Origin of the sequence: Bacillus sp. FJAT-26390 (assembly GCF_001682865.1) — a bacterium.
Classification (GTDB): Bacteria; Bacillota; Bacilli; order Paenibacillales; family Paenibacillaceae; genus Pristimantibacillus.
On the sequence record NZ_MAQX01000002.1, the window covers coordinates 118,139 to 145,071 of the forward strand.

At 46.8% G+C, this 26,933-nt stretch carries 18 protein-coding genes and 1 pseudogene; 3 read left to right on the top strand and 16 right to left on the bottom strand.

Going from position 1 to position 26,933, the window contains the following annotated elements; all coding sequences use genetic code 11:
• Window positions 1–62 precede the first annotated feature (62 nt).
• From A7975_RS08930 to A7975_RS08960, 7 genes are all read right to left on the bottom strand, one after another.
• The gene (locus A7975_RS08930; RefSeq protein WP_141680253.1) at window positions 63–5,042 is read right to left on the bottom strand and encodes a chitobiase/beta-hexosaminidase C-terminal domain-containing protein; all 4,980 of its coding nucleotides are present in this window, start codon (window positions 5,040–5,042) and stop codon (window positions 63–65) included.
• A gap of 8 nt (window positions 5,043–5,050) precedes the next feature.
• Entirely contained in the window at window positions 5,051–7,315 is a 2,265-nt protein-coding gene (locus tag A7975_RS08935; protein WP_065384950.1) for a helix-turn-helix domain-containing protein, read from the bottom strand.
• 113 nt (window positions 7,316–7,428) lie between these two features.
• The gene (locus A7975_RS08940) at window positions 7,429–8,967 is read right to left on the bottom strand and encodes an extracellular solute-binding protein (protein WP_065384951.1); all 1,539 of its coding nucleotides are present in this window, start codon (window positions 8,965–8,967) and stop codon (window positions 7,429–7,431) included.
• 91 nt (window positions 8,968–9,058) lie between these two features.
• The gene (locus A7975_RS08945) at window positions 9,059–9,934 is read right to left on the bottom strand and encodes a carbohydrate ABC transporter permease (protein ID WP_053374400.1); all 876 of its coding nucleotides are present in this window, start codon (window positions 9,932–9,934) and stop codon (window positions 9,059–9,061) included.
• A gap of 19 nt (window positions 9,935–9,953) precedes the next feature.
• On the bottom strand, window positions 9,954–10,928 hold the full coding sequence (locus A7975_RS08950) for an ABC transporter permease (RefSeq protein WP_483295909.1): 975 nt from the start codon (window positions 10,926–10,928) through the stop codon (window positions 9,954–9,956).
• A gap of 68 nt (window positions 10,929–10,996) precedes the next feature.
• The gene (locus tag A7975_RS08955; protein ID WP_065384952.1) at window positions 10,997–12,031 is read right to left on the bottom strand and encodes an alpha/beta hydrolase family protein; all 1,035 of its coding nucleotides are present in this window, start codon (window positions 12,029–12,031) and stop codon (window positions 10,997–10,999) included.
• 349 nt (window positions 12,032–12,380) lie between these two features.
• Window positions 12,381–12,809: a MarR family winged helix-turn-helix transcriptional regulator gene (locus A7975_RS08960; protein WP_053374398.1), complete on the bottom strand. Its 429-nt coding sequence runs from the start codon at window positions 12,807–12,809 to the stop codon at window positions 12,381–12,383.
• Between the two features lie 156 nt (window positions 12,810–12,965).
• Here A7975_RS08960 and A7975_RS08965 point away from each other — a divergent pair, with 156 nt between their 5' ends.
• Window positions 12,966–14,276, top strand: a complete 1,311-nt coding sequence (locus tag A7975_RS08965; protein ID WP_065384953.1) for an amidohydrolase family protein — start codon at window positions 12,966–12,968, stop codon at window positions 14,274–14,276.
• Between the two features lie 358 nt (window positions 14,277–14,634).
• On the opposite strand, the gene A7975_RS08970 is transcribed toward A7975_RS08965, so the two are convergent.
• The 8 genes and pseudogenes from A7975_RS08970 to A7975_RS09000 form a co-directional block, all read right to left on the bottom strand.
• Window positions 14,635–15,123, bottom strand: coding sequence for a GNAT family N-acetyltransferase (locus A7975_RS08970; protein ID WP_053374396.1), 489 nt, complete (start codon window positions 15,121–15,123; stop codon window positions 14,635–14,637).
• Window positions 15,124–15,728: 605 nt separating this feature from the next.
• Window positions 15,729–15,894, bottom strand: a pseudogene (locus A7975_RS32935) (2OG-Fe(II) oxygenase); the annotation flags it as partial.
• 4 nt (window positions 15,895–15,898) lie between these two features.
• The gene (locus A7975_RS08975) at window positions 15,899–16,657 is read right to left on the bottom strand and encodes an ABC transporter ATP-binding protein (protein WP_065384954.1); all 759 of its coding nucleotides are present in this window, start codon (window positions 16,655–16,657) and stop codon (window positions 15,899–15,901) included.
• A gap of 4 nt (window positions 16,658–16,661) precedes the next feature.
• Window positions 16,662–18,983, bottom strand: a complete 2,322-nt coding sequence (locus A7975_RS08980; RefSeq protein WP_065384955.1) for an ABC transporter permease — start codon at window positions 18,981–18,983, stop codon at window positions 16,662–16,664.
• Window positions 18,984–19,087: 104 nt separating this feature from the next.
• Entirely contained in the window at window positions 19,088–19,717 is a 630-nt protein-coding gene (locus A7975_RS08985) for a TetR/AcrR family transcriptional regulator (protein WP_065384956.1), read from the bottom strand.
• 432 nt (window positions 19,718–20,149) lie between these two features.
• Complete coding sequence (locus A7975_RS08990; protein WP_255314226.1) at window positions 20,150–20,680, bottom strand: GNAT family N-acetyltransferase; 531 nt, start codon at window positions 20,678–20,680, stop codon at window positions 20,150–20,152.
• A 169-nt stretch (window positions 20,681–20,849) separates the two neighbouring features.
• A complete protein-coding gene (locus A7975_RS08995; RefSeq protein ID WP_065384957.1) occupies window positions 20,850–22,088 on the bottom strand; it encodes a YbfB/YjiJ family MFS transporter in 1,239 nt (412 codons plus the stop codon).
• A 281-nt stretch (window positions 22,089–22,369) separates the two neighbouring features.
• The gene (locus A7975_RS09000; protein ID WP_255314227.1) at window positions 22,370–23,458 is read right to left on the bottom strand and encodes a polysaccharide deacetylase family protein; all 1,089 of its coding nucleotides are present in this window, start codon (window positions 23,456–23,458) and stop codon (window positions 22,370–22,372) included.
• A gap of 126 nt (window positions 23,459–23,584) precedes the next feature.
• Here A7975_RS09000 and A7975_RS09005 point away from each other — a divergent pair, with 126 nt between their 5' ends.
• A complete protein-coding gene (locus A7975_RS09005) occupies window positions 23,585–24,487 on the top strand; it encodes a LysR family transcriptional regulator (RefSeq protein WP_065384959.1) in 903 nt (300 codons plus the stop codon).
• A 176-nt stretch (window positions 24,488–24,663) separates the two neighbouring features.
• On the opposite strand, the gene A7975_RS09010 is transcribed toward A7975_RS09005, so the two are convergent.
• Window positions 24,664–25,344: a TetR/AcrR family transcriptional regulator gene (locus A7975_RS09010; protein WP_053374388.1), complete on the bottom strand. Its 681-nt coding sequence runs from the start codon at window positions 25,342–25,344 to the stop codon at window positions 24,664–24,666.
• Between the two features lie 138 nt (window positions 25,345–25,482).
• On the opposite strand from A7975_RS09010, the gene A7975_RS09015 reads away from it, so the two are divergent.
• Entirely contained in the window at window positions 25,483–26,835 is a 1,353-nt protein-coding gene (locus A7975_RS09015) for an MATE family efflux transporter (RefSeq protein WP_065384960.1), read from the top strand.
• Window positions 26,836–26,933 lie beyond the last annotated feature (98 nt).

A 26,933-nucleotide genomic window follows, 5' to 3' on the forward strand; every position in this document is an offset into this window, starting at 1 on the left:
CAAAAGCTATACCAGCAGCCTTGGTGAGTATTAAGCTATAGCTTCCAGTTATCGCAAGATACCTAAGGAGCGAGAACAACCGAGCTTAGATTGACCTCTGTTTCTCCCGACTCTCCAATCTGGAGATGAATTTCGGCAAAGCCGCTACCAGACGTTACGGCAAATGAGCTTACCACTGCATCTGCATCATTGCTGCTTAGCAGCACATTTCCGAGACTCGTAATCCCCTGTACGAAGATTGTATAAGACCCTGGAGATGAGAACTCGGCACGCAGCTGAATGGATGCTGACGAGGCGCTTAAGACCTCGATATCGGTTGCAGCGCTAATCCGAATCTCCTTAGTTCCTATTGGAACGGTTTGCGTAATCGGATTCGTCTTTGAACCAAGCAGTGCGCCAAGCAGCTCGGCTCCTTGATAATTGGGATACAGGTAATCCGATGTTTCCCACTTCAACAAGCTTGCCGCATCGTACAAATGAGTAGGATACAGATTGTCGGCTGCAGTTGTCTGTCTGGAACCGCTGACCGACAAGCCCAAGCTGATCGTCCGATAATCCGTCCCGCCTCCCATCAAATAGGCATTCCACAGCCCGTTACGCTCCATCGCCTCATACAGCTCCATCAGCGCGATGCCGAAATCATGTCCGGACCATTGAACGGGACGTCCGAACCAAGTTCCCGGCAGCGGCTTTCCATCGCTGCGGTACGTCGATTGGCCAAATGCAGCAATCGCGCCGTATCGCATAAACGTATGGCTGCCGAACGAGCCACCTAGCCCATTCGCCTTATCGATCCCGTAGCTGCCATCATCCCACAAATAGATAAATGGCATGCCTCTTCCAGCCCAAAGCTGGGCTTGCTCGATATAATCCGGATTCTCCGTTATCTTATAAGCTTCTACATTAGCCCGAACGGCCACAGCTGCTGTTTCCAGCTCAGGGATCATATTTCTCAACTCCCAAGACTGAGAGCCTCGCGGCAGAGCAAAGTGTTCATTCATGTAATCCACTCCTGCGAGACCATAGGTTACAGCCGATTCATTTCCCGTAATTCGCGCGTGCCGGAGCATTCTGAATAGAATCTCCGCATTTGAGCCCGCCGTTACGTCGGTTAGCCCGCCCATATGAACGCTCGCCGGGAAGCCTTTGCGTGTGATATACGTTTGATAATCCCAGTACACGCCATCGGACACATTCGAAGGATTCACTTTCTGGGCCGAGCTAATGGCAGAATCCACATTAATTGATTTCAAGGCTTCCAATGTTGGGCCCGCTATGCCTTCTAGATAGAACGGCAGGACATATCCATAGGTGGAGTAATTCCCTCCCACCGAAGTCATCGCAGAATCAACGCGTGCTTCGGCAAGATCGCGGAAGGTTGAGCCTCCATAACGGCCTAGGACTGCATAAGGCATAACAAAAGCAGAAGTGATGGTTGGCGTAGCCGGCGGCCCGATCCGGTTCATCCATTTATTCTCCGAAGGAGTCCATAAATTCTCGAAGCTGGTCAAGATCGCTTCACTTTCCTGCTCCATCGTCCCATGCGCATAATCAAGCTGCTCAGGGAGGCCATATTCCTTTATCCAATCCTGAACAACAGACGAAACTTCTGTGCTTTCCTTAACAAAAATACGAGATTGCAGAATGATTTCTTCATTCGCTCCAAGCTCATAAGGCTGCCTGACTGGGTTTTCATTGTTCGAATTGGCAGTAATTCGATTATAGAAATCTGGAATGCCCGTGGCAAAGGTTGCATTCTCATTGATTCCGTTAAGCATCGAAGGTATAAACAAGCTCAGCTTCGTAGACACGGTATCCTCCCCCCGCTCCAGACGGTTGGGAAGACCAAAAAACGCTGAAGGCTGATCATGAACACCGTCCCACTTCTGGCGGGCATCCCACATCAAGCCAAATAACAGATTATCCTTGCGCACCGCCATCAAGGGAACCGTAATTTTGCGCGGATTTGGTACATAACGATAAGCGTCTACGGAATCAATAACCGCAGCCGTATCGGACGAGCGATTGTTCAGCTCCATCGCATCCAGCCATTCCAGTCCTGGAAATAACGCCTCGTGGATATAATCTCCTGTCGCTTCGTCTGCAGACCTGATTACCTTATGCTGCTCATTTAGCGATGGAATTCCTGCCTCGCCCAGCAGCAACGTAGGACCGACTATAGCCGCGATATCACGTGACGCATCGGCCTGCAGCGCGTGCTCAAGCTTGAATTGTTCATCGCCGTCCATATTTATGCTCAATTTCCCCGTCCAATCAGCCCCCTGCGGATCTGTGAACCCAATCGGGAATTCAGAGGGGCTGGCGGCCGTTGGTGCCACTGCATATAACTCCTGAACGTAAATTTGACCGTCGTTTGCCAATTGCTGCACACTTCCCAGTGAAGGCATTACAGCCATCCGGCTCCAGTTGCCATTGCGCTGCGCCTCCAGCCATGCAAAACCGTAGCCACTAAGCCCCGTGTTCTGTGGCGATGGAAATACCAAACGCCGTTCGGCATTGCCGATAATGACATCATCGGCCTGGCCACTGGCTGGGAGCGAAGCCCTGACACTGAATATACGCGATAATCCCCTTGTCGATGGGATCCCTGATCCCGAAACAGTCAGCGATATTCCACCCGCTCCCGTCCCCGTCACCTCAGCCTCATAGGTCAAAGTTACCGATTGACCGGATAACAAGCCGGATTGGCTCCAATCGTCCACTGGCGTTACTTCAATAAAATCAGGTACAGACAAGTTCACGGACATCGAATCGATGTCTTCCCCTATATTCTCCAATACCGCTTTGATCTCGAAGGTGTCGCCCGGCGATAAGATCTCCTTAGACGATGTTTCGAACGTTGTTAGCCTGACTTCCGCCGGCAAATCCTGTTTCCTCAGCATCTGAATATCCTTCACTGCGATTTCGATTCCATCCTTCATGCTCGGATACGTAGCTATCGGATCTATCCTCAGCTTCGTAATGCTGCCCGTCCAGCCCGGATTTTGTCCCATATCGATAATGTATCGCTGGAAGGACGGAATCTCTGAGGCTGTATTTCGGAAGGCCACCTTCCTAGACTCACTTAGCTTATTCGTATCCGCACTTACATCCGTGCCAAAATAGACGGCAGCATTCGCCGTATGGTTCACCTTCATCCAGATGCTTAAGTACCGATATTCAGCAGGAACCTTAAGCAGTCCCGCATCATGAAAATCCAGATAGAAATTAGGATTGGAGGTCGTTGCTTGAATTTCGTTAGACGTTGTAAACAGATGCACGCCCTCCAAATCTCGGAATACGTTATCCGTCACAATATGATTGGCCCAAACTCCCTTATCCGCGTTTACATCCCAACCGAGCAAATTTGTCCATGGGGCTGAAGCTTTTCCATATGCATCATCTTGCTCTTGAGCGTAAACAACGGAGCTGTTGGTGAAATTCCAGGAGGTGATAAGCTGGCTATTCAGCGCCACCTTTGTGTAGCGGGCCGAGGCGATTGCTCCAGCAACCCCATCCCGTACTGCAAGCACCTGTACCTGAGACGTTTCAGTTAACGTAATCGAAGCCGACGAGGCGCGCACCATCGTACCATTGGCTGCTGTATCCGCAGCCGCTTCATAGAGCGGACTCGAGCCATCTGCTGTGTAAATAATCGCATCGGCATGCTCCGAGCTTATGTTCACCTGCTGCGTATTGTGAAATACCGCTGATCCGGTCAGTTGCACGGAATTCACACCAGCCACATATGTTTCCTCGGCGCTGCTCTTGATCTCTCCATCCAAAATCGCTGCCGCTTTGAATGTCAGCGTATGATCGATAACAACCGAATCGCTGAAAATGTAGTCCCCGCTGATCGCCGTTCCATGCGTGAGCGTTGGTTCTGAGCCATCCAGCGTGTAACGGACACTGTCTGCGCCGATGACGGATACATCAACTTGCTTCGTAGCCCCGAGGAAGGTTTCACCTTCGGATAGAATCAACTCCGTTTGTAGAGGCTGGCCGATTTGAACCGTCTTGCTTTTATATACGGATATTTCCGTATCCACATTCGACCGGTCACTGGTATAGACCGGAATTAGCTCAACCTTGTATTCCTTGCCGGCCATCAAACCGCCTACATAAAGATAATGATTTCTCTCACCCGTATAGGAGAGCTGTTGTACGGGTGCTGCATCCGTCAGGTTCTGATAGCGAACGATCATTTTGGTAACGCTTTCATTTAAAGGCGGAATATACACATACATACCTGCCGTATCCCCTGACAAAGCAAAATCATCCCGCTCCGCCTCAGGCTTCAGCTTATTAAACAAATAATTGTCCAGCTTAAAGCCTGTATTGGCATTGCCGAATATTCCTACGAAGCCCTGACCTACCGGAGAAGCACGCAGCACGTCGACTACAGGCGCCGAATGGCTGTTCATAAACACCTGTACCCGGTTACCATCAGCTACCAGCTTGACGCGATACGTTTCCCATGGCATGACTTCTCGATTCAGTCCCGGAGCACCGTAATCCTTGAGGCTGCGATATTTACCCGCATCGGTATTGGCGATAGAGGTGCTGCCCTCGAAAAAATTCATTTTGCCGTCATATGTGAAGTGAGTCTTTAACTGGGCATCCCAACCATCGTTCCAAGCATTCTTCTGAAACTGGATGCCGACCTGCTTGCCCGCCTCCCGGTGTGTCATGGTCATATCGAATGAAACTTCGAAGTTATCATATTTGTCTAAGGGCACGCTGGAGAAGCCGTAATCGAACACCCCCACAGTGGAGCCCGTTAACGAACCCATCACGAGCTGTCCGTCATTCAACGAAATATGAGTCGTATCGCCGGAAAATTTCAAGGCGTTGCTCGTTCCATCATGATAAGTTCCGCTTGCTAGCGATCCCGTTTCAAAATCCAGCAAATACGTAGAACCCTCGCGGATAACGGCCGGGTTAACAGCGGGATCGGCATCCGCCTTTTGAGGACCGGGAATCAGAACCATAGGAACCACCAGCATAACCGCTAACAGGGATAAGCCTATTTTTTTCAACAACAAAGTCTTCACTCCCTTAAGTGATGTTGTTCACGATATTGGCCTGGAGTCATGCCTTCCTGTTTACGAAAGTACCGGATAAAATTTTGCGAATTATTGTAACGCAGCCGCTCTGCTATCTCTCCAATTTTCAATTCGGAATCGACAAGCAGCTCCTTCGCCTTCTGCAATCGAAAGCTAGATAAATAATCACTGAAATTGACGCCGGTCTCTTTGCGAAATACGCCCCGGATGTAATCCGGATGGTAGCCCAAACGAACAGCGCATGCATCCAGTGATAGATCCGTCTCCGCTTCATGTTGAATCATCGCCAGCATTTGATCCGAGATTCGCATATATTGCATTTTTCTTTTCTGCTCAAACAGCTCCATCATCGGATACATTAACGCCTCGCGGAACCACTCACTTATTTCCTTCACCGTTCTCAGCCTGTACAGCTGATCGATTAACGATTTCTCCCCGTCATATAAAGAGGACGGCGGTTCGCCAAGGTTCTGCGCCATACGGACCAATTCAAGCAGGAAGGCGGTTAATGGAACAAAATATTCGCGGTGATTCACTTTCTCCTGGAAGATTTCCTGCAAATACTGCTCAAGCAGCTGCTCGGCCCGGGCAGTATCGGCCAGCTTCACCGCATCCAGCAGCTCCTGCTCAATTCTCCCCTGAAAGAGGGAGAGAATCGTGCCTTCCGGTTCGACATCTTCGATATAGATAACAGAGCCTGCCCCCGTCCTGATCGTATACTTTAAAGCCTCTGTCGCATCCTGATACGCCATTCTCGCATCCTCCAGCGCCGGATAGAGCCGACTTATGCCTATGCTGACCTCAAGCTCCAGAAACTGGCTTACCTTTTGTTTAATCTCGGCAGCTAATTCATTCACTCTCCTCTTCCACGCTTCCTCCTGCTTCCCACGGCATTCAAGCAATGTGACTTGTGTGCGGTGCATAACGGCCGGCTTCAACCGCTCCGAGGCGGGCACGATTTCATCCACGATATTGTTAATGGCGAACAAGAGAAGATCCTCATCCACATCCTTATAACGCGTGTCCTTCAGCGTATCAATTTGAACAGCCATCACGCAGATCGGACCCCACTCTGGCTTGTAAGCAAATCCGGATACCTTTTCCTGAATTTCTTGTACCCGCACTTCGCCTTGAAACAGCTTGATCATGAACAGCTCCTCGACCTGCCGCTGCTGTCCTTCAATAATGCCCGTTAATCGATGCTTCGTATCCAGCATTTCATTCACTTGGTGACCAATGAAGCGCAGCTCGTCCGCGTCTGCGGTCTTCCCATGTTCCGGCTCGGCCTGTAGGGAGCGGTAGATCATTTGAATCGGGCTGTACATCCGTCTGGCACCGAGCCAGGACGGCAGTAATGTAAAGGCAAGAATAAGCAGACAAGCTGTAATCGTATACCATTCAATGGCTTTCGAATCCTTTGTAATCAGCTCCACAGATGAAACGGATATATACACCCAGCCATTATAAGGCGATTTTCGGAACGTGACACCCTTATCTCCATTGGCTGAAGTCGTGTAGGCTCCTACTGTAGCCGCATCATTGCGAATCGGAAGCAATTCCGCTCTCCTGCTGAAATCCCTGCCAATTTGCGACAGATCGCTATGTGCCAGTACAAGGCCGTTCTCATCCAGAATCATTACGTCCCCAAGCTCTCGGTTATTTGCCAGCAGCTTATTAATCTCCTTGCTTTTGAACTTCACGATGATTAAGCCCGACGGCGCAGCGGAATGAAGCGGAAGCTTCTTGACCAGATGCACCTCCTCATTAGTAGTGCCGGCGTGCGTCCAGAAGCTGGTTTTGTCAGACGCTGCATACTGACTTACCATATCCGCCTGTTCAAAGCTTTCTAGGCGAAGTACCTCGGAAGAGTTATCGATTGCCCATTCACGTTTCAAACTAACTAGCAAAATATCCGAAATGCCCAGATCAAAGCCTTGAAGCTGGTGAAGCCCTTGCAACAAGCTGTTCACCGTTTCGAATTGATTGGGAGTTAAAGACATATTTAAAGCGGAATTTACAAGCGAAGAGCTGATAAATTGTATGGCTGATTTGTCTGCCGTCTTCAGAATCTGCTCCACCCTCTGCTGGGTTTGCTCCAAATTCAGCATGTTGCCCTTGGCGACCTTATCCTGAATGATCTCAGAGGATTTCTGATAGGATAGAAACCCCAAGACGAGAACGGGTAGCGTTCCCAGAAGCACGCTGAACAGAAACAACCGTAGTAAAAACTTGGGCGGACGAATTCTCATGATCGGACTAACCTCCAAATGATGCGAAATGAGCGAGGAATTCATTTTCGCAAGGGAAAAAGAATTCCTCTACTCTATTGTATCCGAGCATTCTTTGTACGAATAGCAGTTGACTACTTCTTCAACTGTAAGTATTGAGCGGTGTATTCCTCGATAACATTGTCGCCACCGCTCTTCTTCCATTGCTCCAAAGCCGCATTCCAGCCTGCTTCGTCAATATCGCCCATAATAAACTTCACTCTTGCATCCTGAATAATTTTCGTAATCTCGGAGCCCTTCTCTGCAAGTGTAGGCGATTGGAAAGATTCTGCCGGATTTGCTACAGCAATATCGGCATTGTCCTTGAACATTTGCTTATATTTGCGCACGATTGGGGCATCTTCTCCAGCATCCGCCAAGCTACCATCATCAAAACGGATTTGATAGATCGAATTGATGTCGGTCTCATAGGCTTTTCCGTCTGTGCGTACCGGTTTACCGTTCTCAACCTTGTAATGCTTGCCTTCAATTCCCCACTCGAATAAATTTTGCATATCCTTATCTGCCAGCTTATCCATGAAGCCCAGTATTTGCTTCAGCTCTTCTTCTGTCTTCACGCTGGTTTTCGGGAACATATAAGCCCCCACATAACCTCCATTAAACAGCATCAGTCGCTCGCCCTCTGGTCCATTAATCCGGCTGACTACGTCAAGTACAGCATTGGGATTAGCTTTGGCCAAGTCGTTAAAACCCGCATTCACATCATCCAAGGTACTGATAATTAAGCCTGCTTTGCCTTGATTAACCGCTTCCTGGCGTTTTGTTCCCGGTACGACAGCGAAATCCTGATTAATCAGCTTTTCATCATACAGTTTTTTGTACAGCTTAAGCGCTTCCACATATTGCTTCGTTAAAAAATCAGGAACAACCTTATCATTTTCGATTCCGTACAGATTCGGTCCGCCATACCAGCTTAGAATCGTCTGAAACCCGTTGAGCCCTCTGCCCTCATACATGCCATACGTGTCTGCCTTTCCGTTCTTGTCGGGATCCATCGTACTGAATGCCTTAATCACATTGTAGAAATCATCGATCGTCTTCGGCTCCGCTAGCCCAACCCCATCAAGCCAATCCTTTCGTAAAATAATCCCTTCACGCGCCAGAGGCCTGCTGCGGAAAATACCGTATACCTTGCCTTCTACCGATATGTTGCTGAGCACCATCGGATTCAGCTTGCTCAGATTCGGATAATCCTTCAGATACGGGCCAATTTCCCAAAATAATCCCGACTGTACCGCATTAATGATGCCCTGCCCTTTATTGCCGGCAATCATCATAATCTTTGGTAGTTCGCCGGCGGCAATCGTCGCATTGATCTTATCGTTGTAGGCGGAGTTAGGCACCCAAGTAATGTCCAGCTCAGTTCCTGTGTACTGTTCGATCATTTTCACCGCTTCATTGTCTGTTTTAGGCGGTTCAGCCGAATAATACATATTCATCATCGACAGCTTGAGCGGCTCGCTTGGTTTGGCCGTTGCTTGATTGTCCGTAGATGGGCTATTATTCACAGCCTGATTCTCCCCTTGTCCGCAGCCTGCCAGCAGACCTGCCACAATCAGCAATGCCCCCGCGATCTTCCATCCCTTGCGTCGTTGCCCGTTAGATCCCCTCATTGTGATCCTCCCTTTTCTTCCTTGTATTTTATATTAAAAGATTATGTGCCTACCGTCACTCTGAAAGAATGTAGCAGAGTGACATTCAGCACTATCCTTTAACCGAACCCAAGAGTACACCCTTCGCAAAATGCTTCTGCAAAAACGGATACACAATTAAAATAGGCAGAGTCGATACCGTAATAACGGCCATCTTAATCGACTGCGGCGGAATGGTGAAGGTATCGTTCACCTGGCTGGAATCGCCGATCCCACCTTCGGACATAATTACGACCTGCCTGAGAATAACCTGAATCGGCCACTTGGCTGTATCATTGATATAAAGAATCGCGGAAAAAAACGAGTTCCAATGACCCACTGCGTAGAACAAGGAAAAGGTCGCAATCGCCGGAAGCGATAGGGGCAACACGATCTTAATCAAAATGATCAGATCATTGCACCCATCAATTTTCGCTGACTCTTCAATGCCTTCCGGCATTTGCTGAAAAAAGTTTTTTAATATAATTAGATTGAAAGCGCTGATTGCTCCCGGCAGCAATAAAGACCAGAGCGAATCTATCAAGCCTAACGACTTAACAACTAGAAAGGTAGGAATCATGCCTCCGCTGAACAGCATCGAGAAGATAACCATCAGCATGACCGACCTGCGCCCTAGCAATTCTCTGCGAGAAAGCGGATAAGCCATTAAAGCGGTAAATAAAATATTGATGAAGGTGCCCGCTAGTGTAATATAAATGGTGTTAAGCAAGCTGCGGACGATTGTGTCCGTGGAGAAAATATAGCTGTACGCCTCCACTGAAAACTTAGTTGGGATTAATACCATACCCTGCTTGGCAAATTGCTCCGGCGAAGCGAACGAGCCAAGCACCATGTATAGAAACGGCAGTACGGTTACGGCTGCGAATAAAAGCAGCAGCGTCAGATTAGCACCATCAAATAACCGTCCACCCCATGATCGGTCTCTCATTTCAATTCCTCCTTTCCCCTTAATAAATGCCTTCTTCTCCAGCCTTTTTGGCTAACGCATTGGTAGCGAGCACCAGTACCAAACCGATCACGGATTTAAACAATCCTACTGCTGTGCTGTAGCTGAATTGAGATTGGTTAATCCCCACCGAATACACATAGGTGTCGAAAACCTCCCCTACCTCGCGATTCATTGCGTTAAGCATTAGAATGATCTGCTCAAAACCCGTATCCATAAAATGGCCAAGCCGCAGGATGAACAAAATAATTATCGTGCTGCGTATGGCAGGAAGCGTAATATGCCACAACTGGCGCCAGCGCCCCGCACCATCGATTTTGGAAGCCTCATACAGACCGGGATCTACGCCTGCGAGCGCGGCAAGGAAAATAATCGTCCCCCAGCCCGTTTCCTTCCACACTACTTCGCTCATAATCATGGTTCGAAACCAATCGGCGCTAATGAGAAAATTAACGCGTTCCCCGCCCACATTCACGATCATCTCATTCACGATGCCGCCCTCAACCGTAAAGAGCATGTAGAAGATACCGACTACTACGACCCACGAGAAGAAATGCGGGATATAAACCATCGTTTGGATAAATCGTTTCATGGACTCCTTTCGCACCTCATTGAGCATCAAGGCGACGACAATCGGCAGAGGGAAAAAGAAAAACAAATTGTAAAGCGCGAGTATAACCGTATTTTTAAATAGCATCCAGAAGGTTGGCTCGCCAAAAAAACGAGTGAAATGCTTGAGCCCTACCCAATCGCTTTGCCAGAAGCCCAAAAAGGGCTGGTAATTCTTAAAGGCTATCAATACGCCCCACATCGGCAAATACTTGAATAGAATGAAATAAACAATGCCAGGCAGCAGCATAAAATACAGCCATCTGTCACGAGCGATAATTTTACCGATTCGGTTCCTCTTATTCGGCTGCGGCCCAGAACCTATGCTGGCGCCAGCCGTCATGAAGGGTCTTTCCCTCATCTCCATTTAAGTACCTCCATTTCTTTAGCATTCATAGACTAAAGGCTTTCCTAAAAGCCATGCAATCCTGTTCATTAACTTGTTCTGTTATGGCGAACAATCGTATAACCTTCGATTTGTTCACCCGTCACTTTGAATTCATTTTTCTGCAAATCATAGATCACCTGCGCCACCTTATCGAGGGAATTCAAAATGACAGAAAATTCCTTCGTGATCAGATAACCAGCGACAGTAAACACGCCAGTGGCCGGTATTTCGATAGGCACGTTGTACTTCCGGCGATTCTGCTCGCTCAGCTCTCTCATCTGCCGCATCTGTTCCTCCGTCGCATTTCCCCAATGCTCTCTCGTCCCGACCCCCTCCAGCTCCAGATAGCTGACACGCTCCTGCTGTCCAAGATCCATCACTCGTTGCATATAGAGATGTGCATGCTGGACAGGGACACGGATATCCGACTCTCCGTGTGCGATGAACAAAGGAGTCAGAACATTGCCTAACAACGCCAAGCCGCTTCGCGATTGATAAGCCTCAACGCTCGTCTGTGGAGGATAACCGATCCACACATCCAATTCATCGCGAAACTCGCCAATCTCATCCTGCTCGTACCATAACCCATAATCGGTAATGCCGCACATCGCTGTTGCAGCTGAAAAAAAATCAGGAAACTTCCCGATGATCGCATAAGCATTTCCTCCGCCGCCGCTTCCCCCTTCGAAATAAACAACTTCAGGATTAATGATGCAATCAGCGTAATGCTTCCGTACATAATGAACGGCATCGATCACGTCGAGCAACTCCCAGCCGTTGCAGTCCGGCTCGCCATCAGAAAATGCACGTCCACGCATATCCACCTCAATGATTAAATAATCACCTTCCCGATGAGGCGTATCCATATAGGTAAAGGCAGGGATGCTCATATGCCAGCCGTGGGTTGTTACACATATAGGGGAGGGCTTTCGCGGCTTCAATATTCTCATCGCGAGGCTTAGCTCCGGGTGAATCGAAGAAGGATAATAAATGAGATCACAATAAGGTGAGTGTTGGTTTACGCGTTGTTCATCGCTTCTCTTCTGCACTCTGACCCGATCCTCGTATTTCTCGTAATTCATAGAGCATAGCCTCCTGTGCCAGTGTAATCGCTTGACTACACCGAGCTTACTGGGCATCCCTAAGTGCCGTCTACAATCATTACCGAGCAACATACCTGAATACGCCAAATAATCTTTAGCGAGTGAGTGAATAATCATTAGCGTGTAAAGGAACGGATCGAAGAACATGCAAAGAGCCCTCCTGCAAATACAGGAGGGCTCAAGCTGTCGAGAAAGTGATATGCTACCCAAAGAGTAGACAGGTGAAATAATAAAAACCTTCCGCTTCTTCTGGAAATTTCCTTTTATGGCTCTTTTCAATAAATCCTTTGAGTTTATTCTTGGATTGACGTTACAATTTTTTCTTCCATTATAAGCGTTCATTAATTTTGATCAACATTTCCTTTAAGACTTGCTTTTCCTCGTCGGTAAGGACTTGAACGATTTCTTCCTCCACCTTTTGGAATGAGTCTTGAAAGTCTTCGATCAGTTCAATCGCTTTTGGCAATACATATATATTTTTTTGCCGTTCATTATTGGCCGGGATTTTTCGCTCGATGAACCCTTTTTGCTCTAGACCTTGAAGCATGCTTGTAATGCTGGCCCCACGTAAATGAAACCGATCTGCAAGGTCCTTTTGAATAATATGATTATTTTGGTTCTGGTAAATATAATCGATTACTTTTCCTTGTTGAGCGTTTAACCCCAGCTCTTTTATACTCTCGTCCGCTCTTTTCTTTAACTTAAGACCGATAATCTGAAACAAATCCAGATAAGGCGTATCCTTTCGGGATTGCATGATCGTCCCCCCTGCAATTGTTAGGAATCTAACTGTAAGTAACTAAACTATACAGTGATCCTATAGGGTTGTCAAACGAGTATTAGTTTATTGACAGTTAGATAACTAACAGTTATACTTCGAACTGTTAAACAACAAAACTTGGGAGGAATTCAAATGGAGAAGGTAACTCAAAATGCTGCGTTAGAACAAGTTACGGCGATTACAAATGTACGTATCTTTGATGGAGATCAAATTATTGCGCCCAGACATGTTGTCATTAAAGGGGAGTCCATTATTTCAGTGGGCGGAGACCTTCCGGCCGATGCAACGATTATCGATGGAGAAAATGCGACACTAATGCCGGGTCTCATAGATGCACATGTCCACACCTCAATCGGCGGATTACGAGATGCCTTAAAATTCGGCGTTACAACAGAACTCGAAATGAACGGCGATTTTACTAAAAGAGGGCGCGAGATTCAGTTGAAAAATGTGAATGATGTCGCAGACGTCCGTTCTGCAGGCACAGCGATCACAGCTCCGGGCGGACACCCAGATGAATTACTGCCGGATGGAGATGAAATACCGGAATTCGTATTAAAGGAACTAGAGAAGTTATCGGAGGAAGACCGGGAAGCGATGTTGGCTGCATACGCTCACGATCACGAAGAAATACCGCAAGTGACGACGGTGGAAGAAGCGATTAAACATGTGCATACCCAAGTAGATAATGGAGCCGACTATATTAAGATCATGATTGAAGAAGGAACGGTTATGGGTGCACCTGGCCTGCCTGTACTAAGCGACGAGATTCTAAAAACAGCCGTGACAGAAGCCCACAAGTTCGATAAACTGGTCATCGCCCACGTCTTGACGGCTCTTTCATCGCAAGAAGCCATCGATTTAGGAGTCGACGGTTTGGGCCACTTGTTTATCGACAGACCCGAGTACACATCCGAGTTAGTGAAATCCATAGCGGGTTCAGGCGCTTTTGTTACACCGTGCTTGGTGTTGAATTCATCGATTATTGGAAATCCGGCATCGGAATTGGCGAATGATCCGCGTGTTCATTCCAAATTAAGTCCGGATTGGATCGATATTTTGAACTCAAGCTTCAATACGTTTCCGCAAGGCAATATGGAGAACAGCTTTAAGAATGTGATGGACCTTCACCGTGCCGGAGTTGATATTCTGGTAGGGACGGATGTTGCGCCGGTTCCCGTTCCGAATCTTGGCGGCCTTGCTCATGGAGCCAGCGTCCATCATGAAATGCAATTGCTGGTGAAGGCAGGGTTCACTCCGATAGAAGCGCTTCAGTCGGCTACTACCAAACCGGCCCGTTGCTTTGGTCTTCACGATCGCGGCCGTATTACCGAAGGTGCGCGCGCTGACCTTATACTAGTAGACGGTGATCCGACATCCAACATCTCAGATAGCTTGTCGATCAAATCCGTGTGGTTCAAAGGTGTGCAACAACTATGTTAATCAGAGTCGATATCCCCGTACAATGTCGTCAGAGCGATTGCATACGCCATTAACGAACCAGACGATGCCAGTGTAAACGAAATAATTATCTGTCCGCCCCTACAAACCATATAAAACATTGACCGCCCTCGACATGCTAAGCGAATGAAGATGGCGGTTATTTCCGGTCTGCGTACCTGGTCTGCATGTTTTCCTATGCTTTTTTAACGTTACTTGTGATACATCTCTCAGCGAATGATCTTAAACTATCCAGCCCGTAGCTCAACAAAAAGGCAGCCGATCGTATTGAACGGCTGCCGCAGTGTTGTTATTCAGCTATCATTACCCGTTAGGATTCCTGTAGAGCGTTAATTTTGTACTATCCCAAAAACGATAAGTCTTTTATAAACCAAGCGTCTGTAGCATTATGCTCTGAACCATCTAATGGTCTTTCAAGTTGCCGGAAACCTAATTTGATGTAAAGGAGATTTGCTGCTTGAAGTTTCTTCAATGTTTCTAAGTAACAGTGTGTATAGTGTTTCTTGGCGAAGTCGAGTGCTACTTTCATAAGATCATTCGACAGACCCACGCCTTGAGCTTCGGGTGTGATGTATAGCTTTTGCAACTCGCAAATTCCCGATTCCTGCCCAAACGGTGCAATCCCCACACCGCCTACCACTTCATTTTGTTCATTCACTGCAACCCAATACTTTGCATTTGATTGTTCCTTGTAATATTGTGCCATACTGTTGAGTTGAGGGTCAAAATATGCTGTTCCCGGAATGTTTAGGTTAAATGATTCCAATGAGCGTTTAATAATTCGCTCTATTGTTTGATTGTCCTTTTCTTCAATTTCACGAATTTGCATTGTTTCATTCCCCAATATCAAAGTAATTATAATTTATTAACTCTAATATTATTAGCCAAATAATTCAATTTCAAGTATCCTCCCTCTATGGAGAATTGCTTATCTCTTAAATACTCACGTTTTCTTATAATATTGCCCTAGTTTGTTTATTGCAGATAGCGTTTCAGTGGAACGATGTTGTAGATGAATAAATTCATGGGACCGGTTAAAGTGCAAAAAAGTCTCCACATAGGCTCATGGCGGTCAACCCTCCCACATTCCTTCATTCAACCTGTCCATGAGGTGGAAGTCAGATATGCTGCCCGGCAGGATCTTCATCCGTATGGATCATCGAGGGATATCCTGCATCATTTTTTTCTTCCTTGAACTCATGTCCTTTTTTCAATATGCCGAAAAGAATGCGAATGAGTTTGTCACACAATGCGATGAGAGACTGCATCTTTTTCAACGGATTCGACCAGTGGCATCATCATTGGGATTTGCATGTTCGAATTTGTTTTGAATCCATTCGTACTGGGTCAGCAGCAATTCAAGCTCCATTTTAGCCAACTCTGCACCTTGTTGGATATCAACAGAACGACTAGCCGCTGCCTTGATTGTTATTAAAATTCGAAGCAGACGGCCGTGCCTTTATTTAGGTCTAACAGAGAAATTAAGCATGGGGAACGCCGTTTCTCCGACTTCCTCTACATCATTCAAATACATCTCAAACGTACTAATTCAATTGTTCGCACTTGCTCGACTCGTTTCAGCGAAGAAATCAAAATGAGGCAAATCATATTCCTATCTCCCACATTTCCGCTGCAACTTTCTCGACCCTGCCATCCATATCTGTCCCGTCAAACTTTGAAAGCTTCAGTTCGCTTACGATTTTTCCGTCGCGCATAAACATAATGCGCTCCGTCCGCGCTGCAACCTTTGCATCGTGAGTTACAAGCATAACCGCAGTACCATCCGCGTTAATTTCAGAAAATATATCCATAATCTTCTCCGCAGATTTTGAGTTGAGCGCACCCGTCGGCTCGTCGCCGAAAATGATTTTCGGGCTGTTCATAAGCGAGCGGCATATTCCCGCACGTTGAAGCTGACCTCCCGAAACATGTGTCATGTCTCGCTTTTCAAGCTCTTCAATGCCAACCCTTTTCATAAGCGCTCTTGCCTTCTCCGATATTTTTTCGACGTTTTTTCTGTTATCGCGCATTGATGGAAGAATGATATTGTCGAGAATATTCAGATTTTTCAGCATAGTCGGCTGTTGAAAAACAAATCCCATCTTTGTCCTACGTATATCTGAAAGCTCATTCTCAGAGGTCGCCGATAATTCCCCGCCGTCAAAAACGACCTTTCCTCCGTCAACTTTGTCCATTCCGCTCAACGCAAACAGCAGCGTCGATTTTCCCGATCCAGAAGGTCCCATAACCGCTACAAACTCGCCCTCGTTTATTTCAACGGACACTTCATCAAGAACATTACGCTGTTCATCTCCCGCACCGAAAGACTTTACTATTTGATCACCGATAATAATCTTCTTCATAGGTCTACTCCTTTATATTTTCGGATATTTTTATTAGTCCCGCGCCCGATGTACCGATCTTTGTTGCGATAAGTACCGCGCATATCATCATTAGCGGACTAAACAGATACGCCGAAAGAGGATTTGCCGCAAAATTAAACGTCGACGCTCCAAACGAAGAAATAACCAAACCCGCAAGCTTCTCTCCAAGAGTGTTTGCCAGAAGCGTGCCGAGAACTATTCCCGCAATCAAAACGAATACCGTACGCGAAACATACTGCGCTTTAATATCCGAGTTTGTAAAACCGAACGCTTTCATTACGGCAATAGAATATCGGTCCTTTGCCACAAGCATTTTCATAAATAACAATGTAACTAGTGCCGTTATAGACAGCGCAACGGCGACTGCGGCGTAGGAACCCATTTCGACGGAGCTTATTGTCGAGCCGAGGGTCTGTGTAACAAATTCATCAATGTCTGAAGTCTTTGCAAAATCAAACTTGTCTGCATATTCCGCATACTTCGCGTCAATAAAGGCTTTGTCCGAAAGCTCAGCACTAATAATGCTCCACATAATGCCCGCCGAATTGTCGGTGAATACGGCTTTGGCGGTTTTGCCGCCGTTGGTAATGTCGGAATAAATTCCGCTTACCGTAAGTTCTTTCTCCCGTCCATCAATCACCAGCGTATTGACATCGCCGACCTTTTTGCCCATCTCATTGGCATATATAGTTGAAAGAGCAATTTCGTCATCTGCGGCGGGGGCTTTTCCCTCAGAATATTCGATAGGAAATATGGAATGGTCGCCTAGTTCAATTTTAATATTTTCCTCTGATCCGTCTTCCATTTTTGCCTTGAATGTTTTTGTTGTAAGGACAGCAACCTTTGAAATAGCTTGATCGCTTTTCACCGTCTCCACGACTTCAGCGACTTTTTCAGAGCTATTGTCGATATTGCCAGACAACTGTATGCGCAGATCGTAGTTTCCAATCCCCATATAACTGATGAAGCTTTTTGAGGAAATCGTATTGTATAGGTTCAGCGGAACGATCATGATAAAAGCCGAAATCACCAGTACAGCTAGCATTGTGGCGTAAATTCTTTTCCTTGAGAGAACATCTTTGATACCGAGAAAAACATTCGTGTTAAACAGCTTGTTTCCGTTCAGGGTAAAACGATTAGCACCTGTGTTTTGCTCCTGAGATTTGCCGAAGCGTATGGCTTCCGCGGCTGAAATTTTCCGAAATCGTTTCAGCACTCCGTTCACATAGACCATAATGGCAAGGAATACTAGCAATATGCCGATGATTCCTAAGACATAAGCAAAAGAAGAATTTTCGCTTTCCCCCATATAAAGCCGTATATTTTTAAGAAGCATGCCTTTGAAAACAAACGAAAGAGCAAAACCGAGAATAGAGCCTGCCGCCGCAATTGCCGCGTATTTCGCTATATAAATCTTCTTGATGTCGGAGACACGCAGCCCTATAGCTTTCATAACACCAATTTCGCGATAATCGTCTTCGATTTTCGCAAGGAGCGTAAAGCGTATGCACATGAACGCGATGGCAACGACAAGCAGGCTTACCAGCAGAATAACCCCAATCATCATCCCGTCGGAAATTGCATTCATCATTCTAAATAGCGCATATGTAACCGTTGGACCGTTCATTTCAAGTTTTGCAGAGGCATATGCGGTTTCAAATGCACTTAACGCCGACATATCCTTGAGTCTGAACTCAATCAGATACTCTGTATTTCCAAGGCTTTTTATTTCCTTATAGTCATTGCTGCTTACAAGAAATCGCTTAGAGGCGGAAAGCGATGAATTCATTGTCGAATCGCGGAGAAATCCTTCAACGGTAAATTCTTTTCCGCTTATTACGGCCTTGTCACCGATCTTTGCAGTGTTATCCTTCATATAGCTTACCGGAACATAAATCTCTCCGTTAGATACGTTGATGACGTTTCCGTCCAAATCAAGAAGATAATCGAATTTTTCGCTCTGTACGCTTAAACCGTTGTCCTGAACGCTGTTCGCAAGCGAATTATCGCCCAATATAATCTCCGATCCGTCAATGTTCAGAAATTCCACCACTTGAAATTCATCGACGCTGCTGTTTTGTTCCGCAAAAGCCGAAAGCCGCGCAGTATCAATCTCACCCGAATGCATCTGCATAAAATGTGGCGTTTTCGCTTGTGTCATTAGCGTATCCAGCGCGCCAGAAAGATTAACGACGAGTATCGCCGCGAGTGAAACAAGCATAGCTGAGGCAGCGACGAATATCATTGTTGTCAACGTTATCGCTTTGCTCTTTAAAATGTCATTGCGGATTATTCTGTTAAACATAAGTCACCTCTGTTTTTGAATAAGAAAATCCAGCTTTAGCCAAGCACCAATGGTGCTCTTCCGACCATAGAAGAAAATATTTCACGAATTATTCTTTGCTTCCTCTATCCACTGCCAAACATCTGCATTACGTCTACAAGGCTTCCGCTATTGACACCAAGCAACCTCTCTACATTGAAAACAAAAGCTTGTATGCGTGAAGCGCGCTCCTCGTTCGTCATTTGAACCATATCATCATCAAAAACGGTATTCGCATAGATCACAACCATTTCCATGCATTCATACGGGTACGGCGTGTTGAATATTCCCTGCTGGATACCCTCGTTGATGATTCCCGTCAGTATCGGCGTAACGCCATTGATGATGACCTTTTCTATTTTCTGATGCATAAGTGCGTTCTGCGGCTTATGAATATGTTCCATAATATCCTTGCTGCTCCCGCCACTTAAGTTCAGTGCCATAACAACGCGGATAATACGCTCGACTACAGGTATGCGCTTGTCTGCTGCTATTTCCTGCGCTGTGCCTAAAAGACGGACGCCATACCGCTCAATCAGCGCGTCCATAATATCCTCCTTCGACTTGAAGTGATGATATAACGTTCCTCGCGCAATTCCGACCTTTTCGAGAATATCGTTTGTACTTGTGCCGTCAAAGCCCTTCTGACCAAAAAGCTCATCGGCTGCGTCAATTATTTCGTTCCTGCGCTCTTCAGCTTCTTTTACAACTCTCATCTTTGCACCTCCTTCACAAACAGACCGACTGTCTGTCTATCTAATTTTCTAATCATATCACGTTATTCTATCATGGTGTCAAGAAGTCGATTTTAATATCATCAAAGGCAGTAAACAGAACAAAAAATGACTAATAAAAAAGGGCTTCCGCCCAAGTTTATTAGTCTATTCATGAAAAATGAGAATAAAAAAGAAAACATAGTTATTTCTTTGAATAAGTCAATAATTTGGATGGACCTTTGAAGATTGGCTTCAGCACCAAGCTAGGCATTGGTTCATGATAATGAGCGCTTCATTCGAGCTCAAAACTCAAAACATTTGAGGAAATGTGTATCCTTTGTACGTTTTCGAGACACTTGAAGGAATTGTCAGATCGAGGTCCAAGTAGGTGGTTAGTATGAACACCTAAATAGGTCGAAGTCCAATCACGCACTAGAGACGAGGTACCGTGCTATCAGCTTTCTCAATAGAATATATCGCTTGTTCAGCTCCGAATCTTTGTACTTTCCGTTCTAATTTCATTCCAATCCGCTCTAGAAGTCTGCAAGATGAAGCATTGGCAGTCTGTGTCTCTGCTAGCACCCTGGATATTTCCAGATCATTAAATGCGAAATCAATTACTTGACTGAGTATCTCAGTTGCATATCCAGCCCTCCACCAAGTGGGGAGAAGCTCATAAGATACCTCTATGCCACCATCTACATGTTTGTCTAAAGAGATTAAACCAATAAACTGGTTATTCATTTTCAACCGAACAACCCAAAAGTGAGATTCTATCTGGGAACGATTTAAGGTCTCTATAAACTTGGTTCGCGTATGTTCTTCGGGAATCACACCGCCTAAATATCTTCTGACCAAATCATTTACATATATTTTTTTAACGTCTTCAAAATCATCAATCTTTATCTTAGCAAGAATGCATCTTTCCGTTTCAATAATAATCCCTCCGTTCTTGTGTTCCATTGAGAAAAAGTGTCCCGTTAGTTCAACAGGCATCCGAATGATCTTAACGGCTGCTATCCGTTATCCATAAAATTGAATTGGGAGAGGATGATTGATCCATTTTCAATCATCTCTTTTCAACAAATCTTAAACCCACCCACACGGGGACAGCTATCGTCGCTAACTATTTTTAACCGCTGATAGTCAAATCACGGATCTCAAGCTTTCGTTGCTGTTGTCCATAAAGACCAGCCAACGCAGCGGCAATCGCCATAAATATTGCGCTGGATGCCACGCCGAATTGCAAGCCGTACCGTTCGACCACCACGCCTCCAGCGACGGGACCGATAATCTGTCCAGAGGCAAAAAAGGCAGTGGCTATGCTAAGACATGCCGCATACGCGTGATGAGGGACATGACGACGAAGAAGCGCAGTCGTCATCAGCGGCGGGGTAATAAAGGAAACCAGTCCAATCGTGGCGGCTCCCAACACAGTAAATAACATATTATTGGTGATTACCCCACTCACACCGATCGTCCCCAAGGTTAACCCCGATGCAAGCGTATACCCGCTCGGCCATCGGTCAATGGCTTTGCCTCCGATCCATCCGTTAAACAAACCCGCAAATCCGATTCCGGACCATATCAACCCGGCATAGAGCGATGGAATGCCTTTGCTCACCAGATAAGGAATCAAATACGTGAAATAGATGATGTATCCTGAGCCGAAGAAGAAATAAGAAGCGATTAGGAACAAGAGCCTCTTCGGGCTCAACAGGAGACGATACACATTTACGCTTTCTTTGTCCCATGGCTTCGATTCAGTTTGCGAGTGTATTTTTTCGGCTCCCCTTTTTCTGGTGACGACCTCGAATCCGAACGCGGCAATTACCCCGAATACGCCCATGGCCACCCAAGCATACCGCCATCCCTGCAAGTGTGACGGATCTATGGTCAAGGGGGCGAATAAACCCGTCACTAGAATGCCGGCAGATCCACCCAGCCATATAAGACCCGATGCCGCTCCTCGTTCCGCCGGTCGAACGGCATCCAATGCAATGGACAGAACTAACACTGTAGCGAAGGCCGATAACAATCCAATTGCGAACCGCCAAAGCCCAAGTTGGGCGAAATGATCACTAAATGCCGAGCCGATTAAAGTCAATCCGAGCAATAAGCAAGACACCCGATTAATGACATGTTTGCGGTCTGAAAACCGCGAGATCAAAGGAGAAAGACACAATGTCCCGACCAAATAGCCGATAAAGTTGACTGTGCCCAATATACCCAACTGTCCGTAGCTCCCCCCGATCTCCCTCTGAATCCCAGGCAAGAACATGCCGTAGGAGAGCCGGGAAAAACCGAGTATGACGACAAACAAAAACGATGCCCATAGAGTAATCCAATTAAATGCGGATTTTGTACCCATATGCCCCATCTTCCCCCAAAATTAGCGGACTTTAATAAGATAATGTTCTAGTCACCCAACATCTGATGATAATTATTGAAGCTTCAAGATTCATTTTAATTTCTATCGCTGCGATCTGGCCGATCGCACCTCCACTTGGTGGTTATGCTTAACAAATGAAACGTAGTTTATTAAAAGGACGGTCTATTTATATAGCTCACTCCATTTACGCGACTCTCTGGCGAACCTGAGTCATATCATTGTGGTTGTGCTGTATGGGATATATGTCTTCTACTTAGTGGCTATCCTTCTTGCAAAACAATCTCCGCTTCGAAGCCCAGCTGTTCACACAGCTTGTGAATACGGCGCATGTCCTGTGTGCTGGCAATCCACTCGCAACCCAAGGTTGCTGCCTCGTGAGCCGCCCATTGCAGGATATATACCAAGGCATCCGCATGGGCTTCCTTCGTAGCGAAGTCATCCAGCACCAGCGCGCCGCCGCGGACGGAAGCACGCACGTATGCCCAGTGCTGGTCGGCAAAGCTGCGGGCGACAAAACGCGTTTCGCCATCCGACTCGACCTGCATTGAGAGCGCTTGCAGCCATTTTCTATAGGCGCCGGACCCTGTCGGGGCTTTCGGGTTCCCCCATTCAAGCGAATCGGCGGCCAGCTTCCGCAATTCATCTTCCCCAGCTACACTTTTCCACTGCTCACTATGGAAAGAACCTTGGAGGGTCGGTTTTAAGCGGACTTGCCAGCTACGTTTGCCTGTTGAGATGCCATCAGCATGAAGCAGTTCCGATATGGGAACCACGGCAAGACCTTTGGCGTGAGTATGGTGTACAAGAGATTTTACGGCCTGCGGCGTCTCTTTGGCGATTTCATTGGCATGAAACATAAAAATCGACCCATTGACCAGCTTAGGGATCACCCGCTCCACAATCTGCGCGCTTGGCGGTCCCGACCAGTCGACAGTATCCTCCCCCTCGATGTGCAGATAGTTCCACTCCCTGAGCCATTCCAAATTCTCCTCCCGATAAGAGGCGTAAGGAAAACGCATGAAGGTCGGAACCGGCCTTCCCGTAGCTTCTTGATAAGCGAGCTCAGCCAGCTTCAGCTCTTCGAAGAATATGGCTTTGGGCACATCAGCCATTCTGCGGTGATGGTAGGTATGCGTTGTGAGCTCATGGCCCCTGGCTAGCATTTCTCTTGCTTTCGCCGGGTACCGATCGAACCACTCACCCGTAAAAAAAAACGTCCCGCGCGCGCCTCCCTGCTCCAAGGCATCCAGCCATGCGTCAACAGGAATCCGCATCGGGCCGTCATCAAACGTAAAGGCACAGTGGGATACCGCTGGATTGCCGCGAGTAATTACCGAGTTTGTCATCATAAATCCCCCTTCTGTGGTATCCTTTCACCATGATACCGTTGACCCTATTGTAAAATCCGGGGAATGTTTTGTAAAATTGAATTATATGAACAAATAGTTCGAATAACTTAAACAAAGGTGATGACAATGGATCTTCGAGCTTTAAAAACCTTCGAGGCTTGCGTGCGTCTTGGACATTTTCTAAAAGCCGCCGAGGAGCTCCAATATGCTCCCTCTACGGTAACCCTTCAGATTCAGCGTCTCGAGGCTGATCTGGGCGTTTCTTTATTCGTGCGCGACGGAAAACGCATGATCGTGACCGAAGCCGGCCGATGGCTCCATCATGAGGCCTCGGCTTTACTGAAGTCGATCGGAACCATGAGGCAGACCGTCTCGGATATTGCTGTGGGAGATAACGGCTCGGTGCGGTTTGCCGCTATCGAGCCCGTCGCAAGCCAGCAGATAGCGACCGTTATAGCTGACTTTTGCAAGACTCGACCGAAAGTGGAGTTAACCATGGAAGTAAGCGGCAGCAGAGCGATTGCGGAGAGGGTTCGGGCCGGCGAACTGGAATTCGGCGTTTGCTCGGCCCCCCCTTCGAGGCTCATGCTGGAGTTTGAGCCACTGATCGAGGAAAGATTAGGGGTCATGTTAAACATAAATCACCCATTAGCCGATCGAGATAGCATCATGGCGAGCGACCTCGAGGGGCTAACCGTTCTAGTCAAAGAACCGACTTGTATTTATCGAGAGCTTTGGGAAACAGCGATTTATCCAACTGGACGAAACCTGTTCTCTTGTATGGAGGTTGGAAGTTTCTTTGTCATTCAACAAATGGTTAAGGCAGAGTTCGGCATCGGGATTGTTCCGATTTACAGCGGCCTGGAACAGGAAGGCTCCTTGGTCATAAGACCTATAGCCGATTTGAATCCTGTCATCATGATAGGCATCGCTTATAAAGACAAAAACTTCCTAGGCAAGGCAGCATTATTGTTAATGGAAGCAATTAGGGGCATCGGTGAACCCAACCCTACGCTACCAAGTGCATGAGTAAGGACTCTAGCCCTGTTAAGCTATTCGCAAGATTCATTGAAAAGGAAAAAAGCCCTTACTGGACAATGCGATGGCGTGTTAGTTTTTCAATACGCACATCATAGGATTGAATGGTTGGAGAATACTACTTCCCCTGTAAACGGTCGTAATGACCAGCCTATGCAAGGATTAAGTTACTTCTCCTGCTCCTTTATCACTTGCTCAATCCCCAACAGAATCAGCTTCAATCCGAACTCAAACGCTCCGTCGGTCCCCATCAGCTCGAATAGCCCGTTCGTGAACATCCTCCGGAATAGTCCCGCTTCCGTCTCGCTCATGGTGTCCAGAAGGCGAATCATCTCCTCACCCGGAAGAGCTTCCTGGTCCTTAAAGATGGCGGAGACATTGCGCTCATGCTGATAATCGTCCAGAACGAAGTAGAAGACATAGTTCACAAGTGTAGTAACAACTTGCATTTTCTCCTCTTGCTCAAGCGGCGTCGATTCCACGCAGAGCAGCATACGGTTGGTGAACCGGATGATGTCCGGTTCGTGGGGCAGTGTCATCATCATGAGCTGCGTGGAGCAGGGATACCGGCTGAGAACACTCCGTACCGTTACCGCAAGCCCCGTCAGCTGCTCCTTCCAGTCACCCTCGGAGTGGAACTCCTCCAGAATCATTTTCGATACCTGGTTGGCGAGACGTTGATAGAGATTCTGCTTGCTCTTGAAGTACCAGTACAAAGAGGGAGCCTGAATCCCCAGTCGGTCGGCCAATCGTCTCATGCTGAATTTCTCGATGCCCTCCTCCCCCAGAAGCTCCCACGAGGCTTCCAAAATCTTATCCTCCGAAATTTGAGGCTGCTGCTTTTTCATCGGTATCCGTCCTTTTATCTAACAGTGTAAGTTTATGCTTTACAGGTTCATAGGTTCATGATATCATCTAACACTGTAAGGTTCAACCTAACACCGTTAGACTGAAGACCAAAATAAATAAAGAAAGTGGTGACCCGTATGGATGCAGAAAATCTCCATTACTTTGAAAAAGCACCGGTCGCAAAAGCCGTAGCTCACTTCGCTGTACCGATGATGCTAGGCACGTCAATGAGTGTCATATATTCCATCTTGAATGCCTATTTCCTTGGTACACTTCACAATACTGCCATGTTAACCGCACTCGCGTTAACCTTGCCTTTATTCGCGGTGATTATGGCGTTAGGCAACTTGATTGGTATCGGTAGCGGTACATTCATCTCCCGTTTGCTGGGAGAGAAAAAATATGATGATCTAAAGCATGTGTCTTCATTCGCCTTTTACAGCAGTTTAGTTCTCGGTCTTATCGTGATGGCCGTTGGCCTCCCGTTGATCAATCCAATCGTTCAAGGCCTAGGAGCAACGACTGAATCCTTCGGATTCACGAAGGATTATGTCACGATTATGCTTATTGGTTCACCATTCGTCGTATTATTCTTCACGCTGGAGAATATCGTGCGCTCGGAGGGTGCAGCAATCACGTCGATGATTGGTATGATTCTCAGTGTTGTCGTAAATATTATTCTCGATGCGCTAGTCATCTTCGTCTTCCATTGGGGCGTGAACGGCGTTGCATCTGCTACGGTCATCTCTAACGTGGTTGCAAGTGCATTCTACGCCTTCCATATAGGATATAAGAGCCAATTCTTAACCGTCTCCGTAAAATGGTTCAAGGCTTCCAAGGACATTCTAAGCCATATATTCAAAATTGGAGTTCCCGTCTTTGTTATGAGTATCTTCTTGGGTGCAATGTCGCTCATCTTTAACCATTTTCTTGTCGAATATGGAGATCAGGCCATAGCAGGGTTCGGAATATCATCACGTTTACTACAATTTCCTGAGTTTATTCTGATGGGCTTATGCGAGGGAGTCGTTCCGTTGATTGCCTTTTCTTTTACAGCGAATAAATTACGCATGAAACATACCATTGGATTCACGATCAAAGCGATTGTGGTGTTAGCAATCGTGTTCGGCGTTATCGTCTATCTGATTTCCGACCATTTAATTGGTTTATTTACGAATGATCCGCAATTAATTGAAATGGGCAGCTACATTCTACATGTGACGTTCTTATCCTTGTTCATTACAGGAATGACCTCGTTGTTTACGGGGATCTTTCAAGCAACCGCGCAAGGAACCGCCGCGTTTATTATGTCAGTTATTCAAGGAATTACTCTAATTCCTGTGTTGTATATCGCCAATCGAATGAACGGCTTCCACGGGGTAGTCTGGTCGATCGTCATTTCGGATGCCGTCGCGTTCCTTGTTGGCGCCATCATGCTGTATGTTCTTCGGAAAAAATTGCAGCCGGATTTGGATAATTTAGTACAGTAAAAAACATATAATACGAAAGAAGGCAGGATAAGGGCACTCCCCGATCCTGCCTTTTATATGTGATACGGTTCTCCGCTCTGCCTGTAACGGCTAGTATG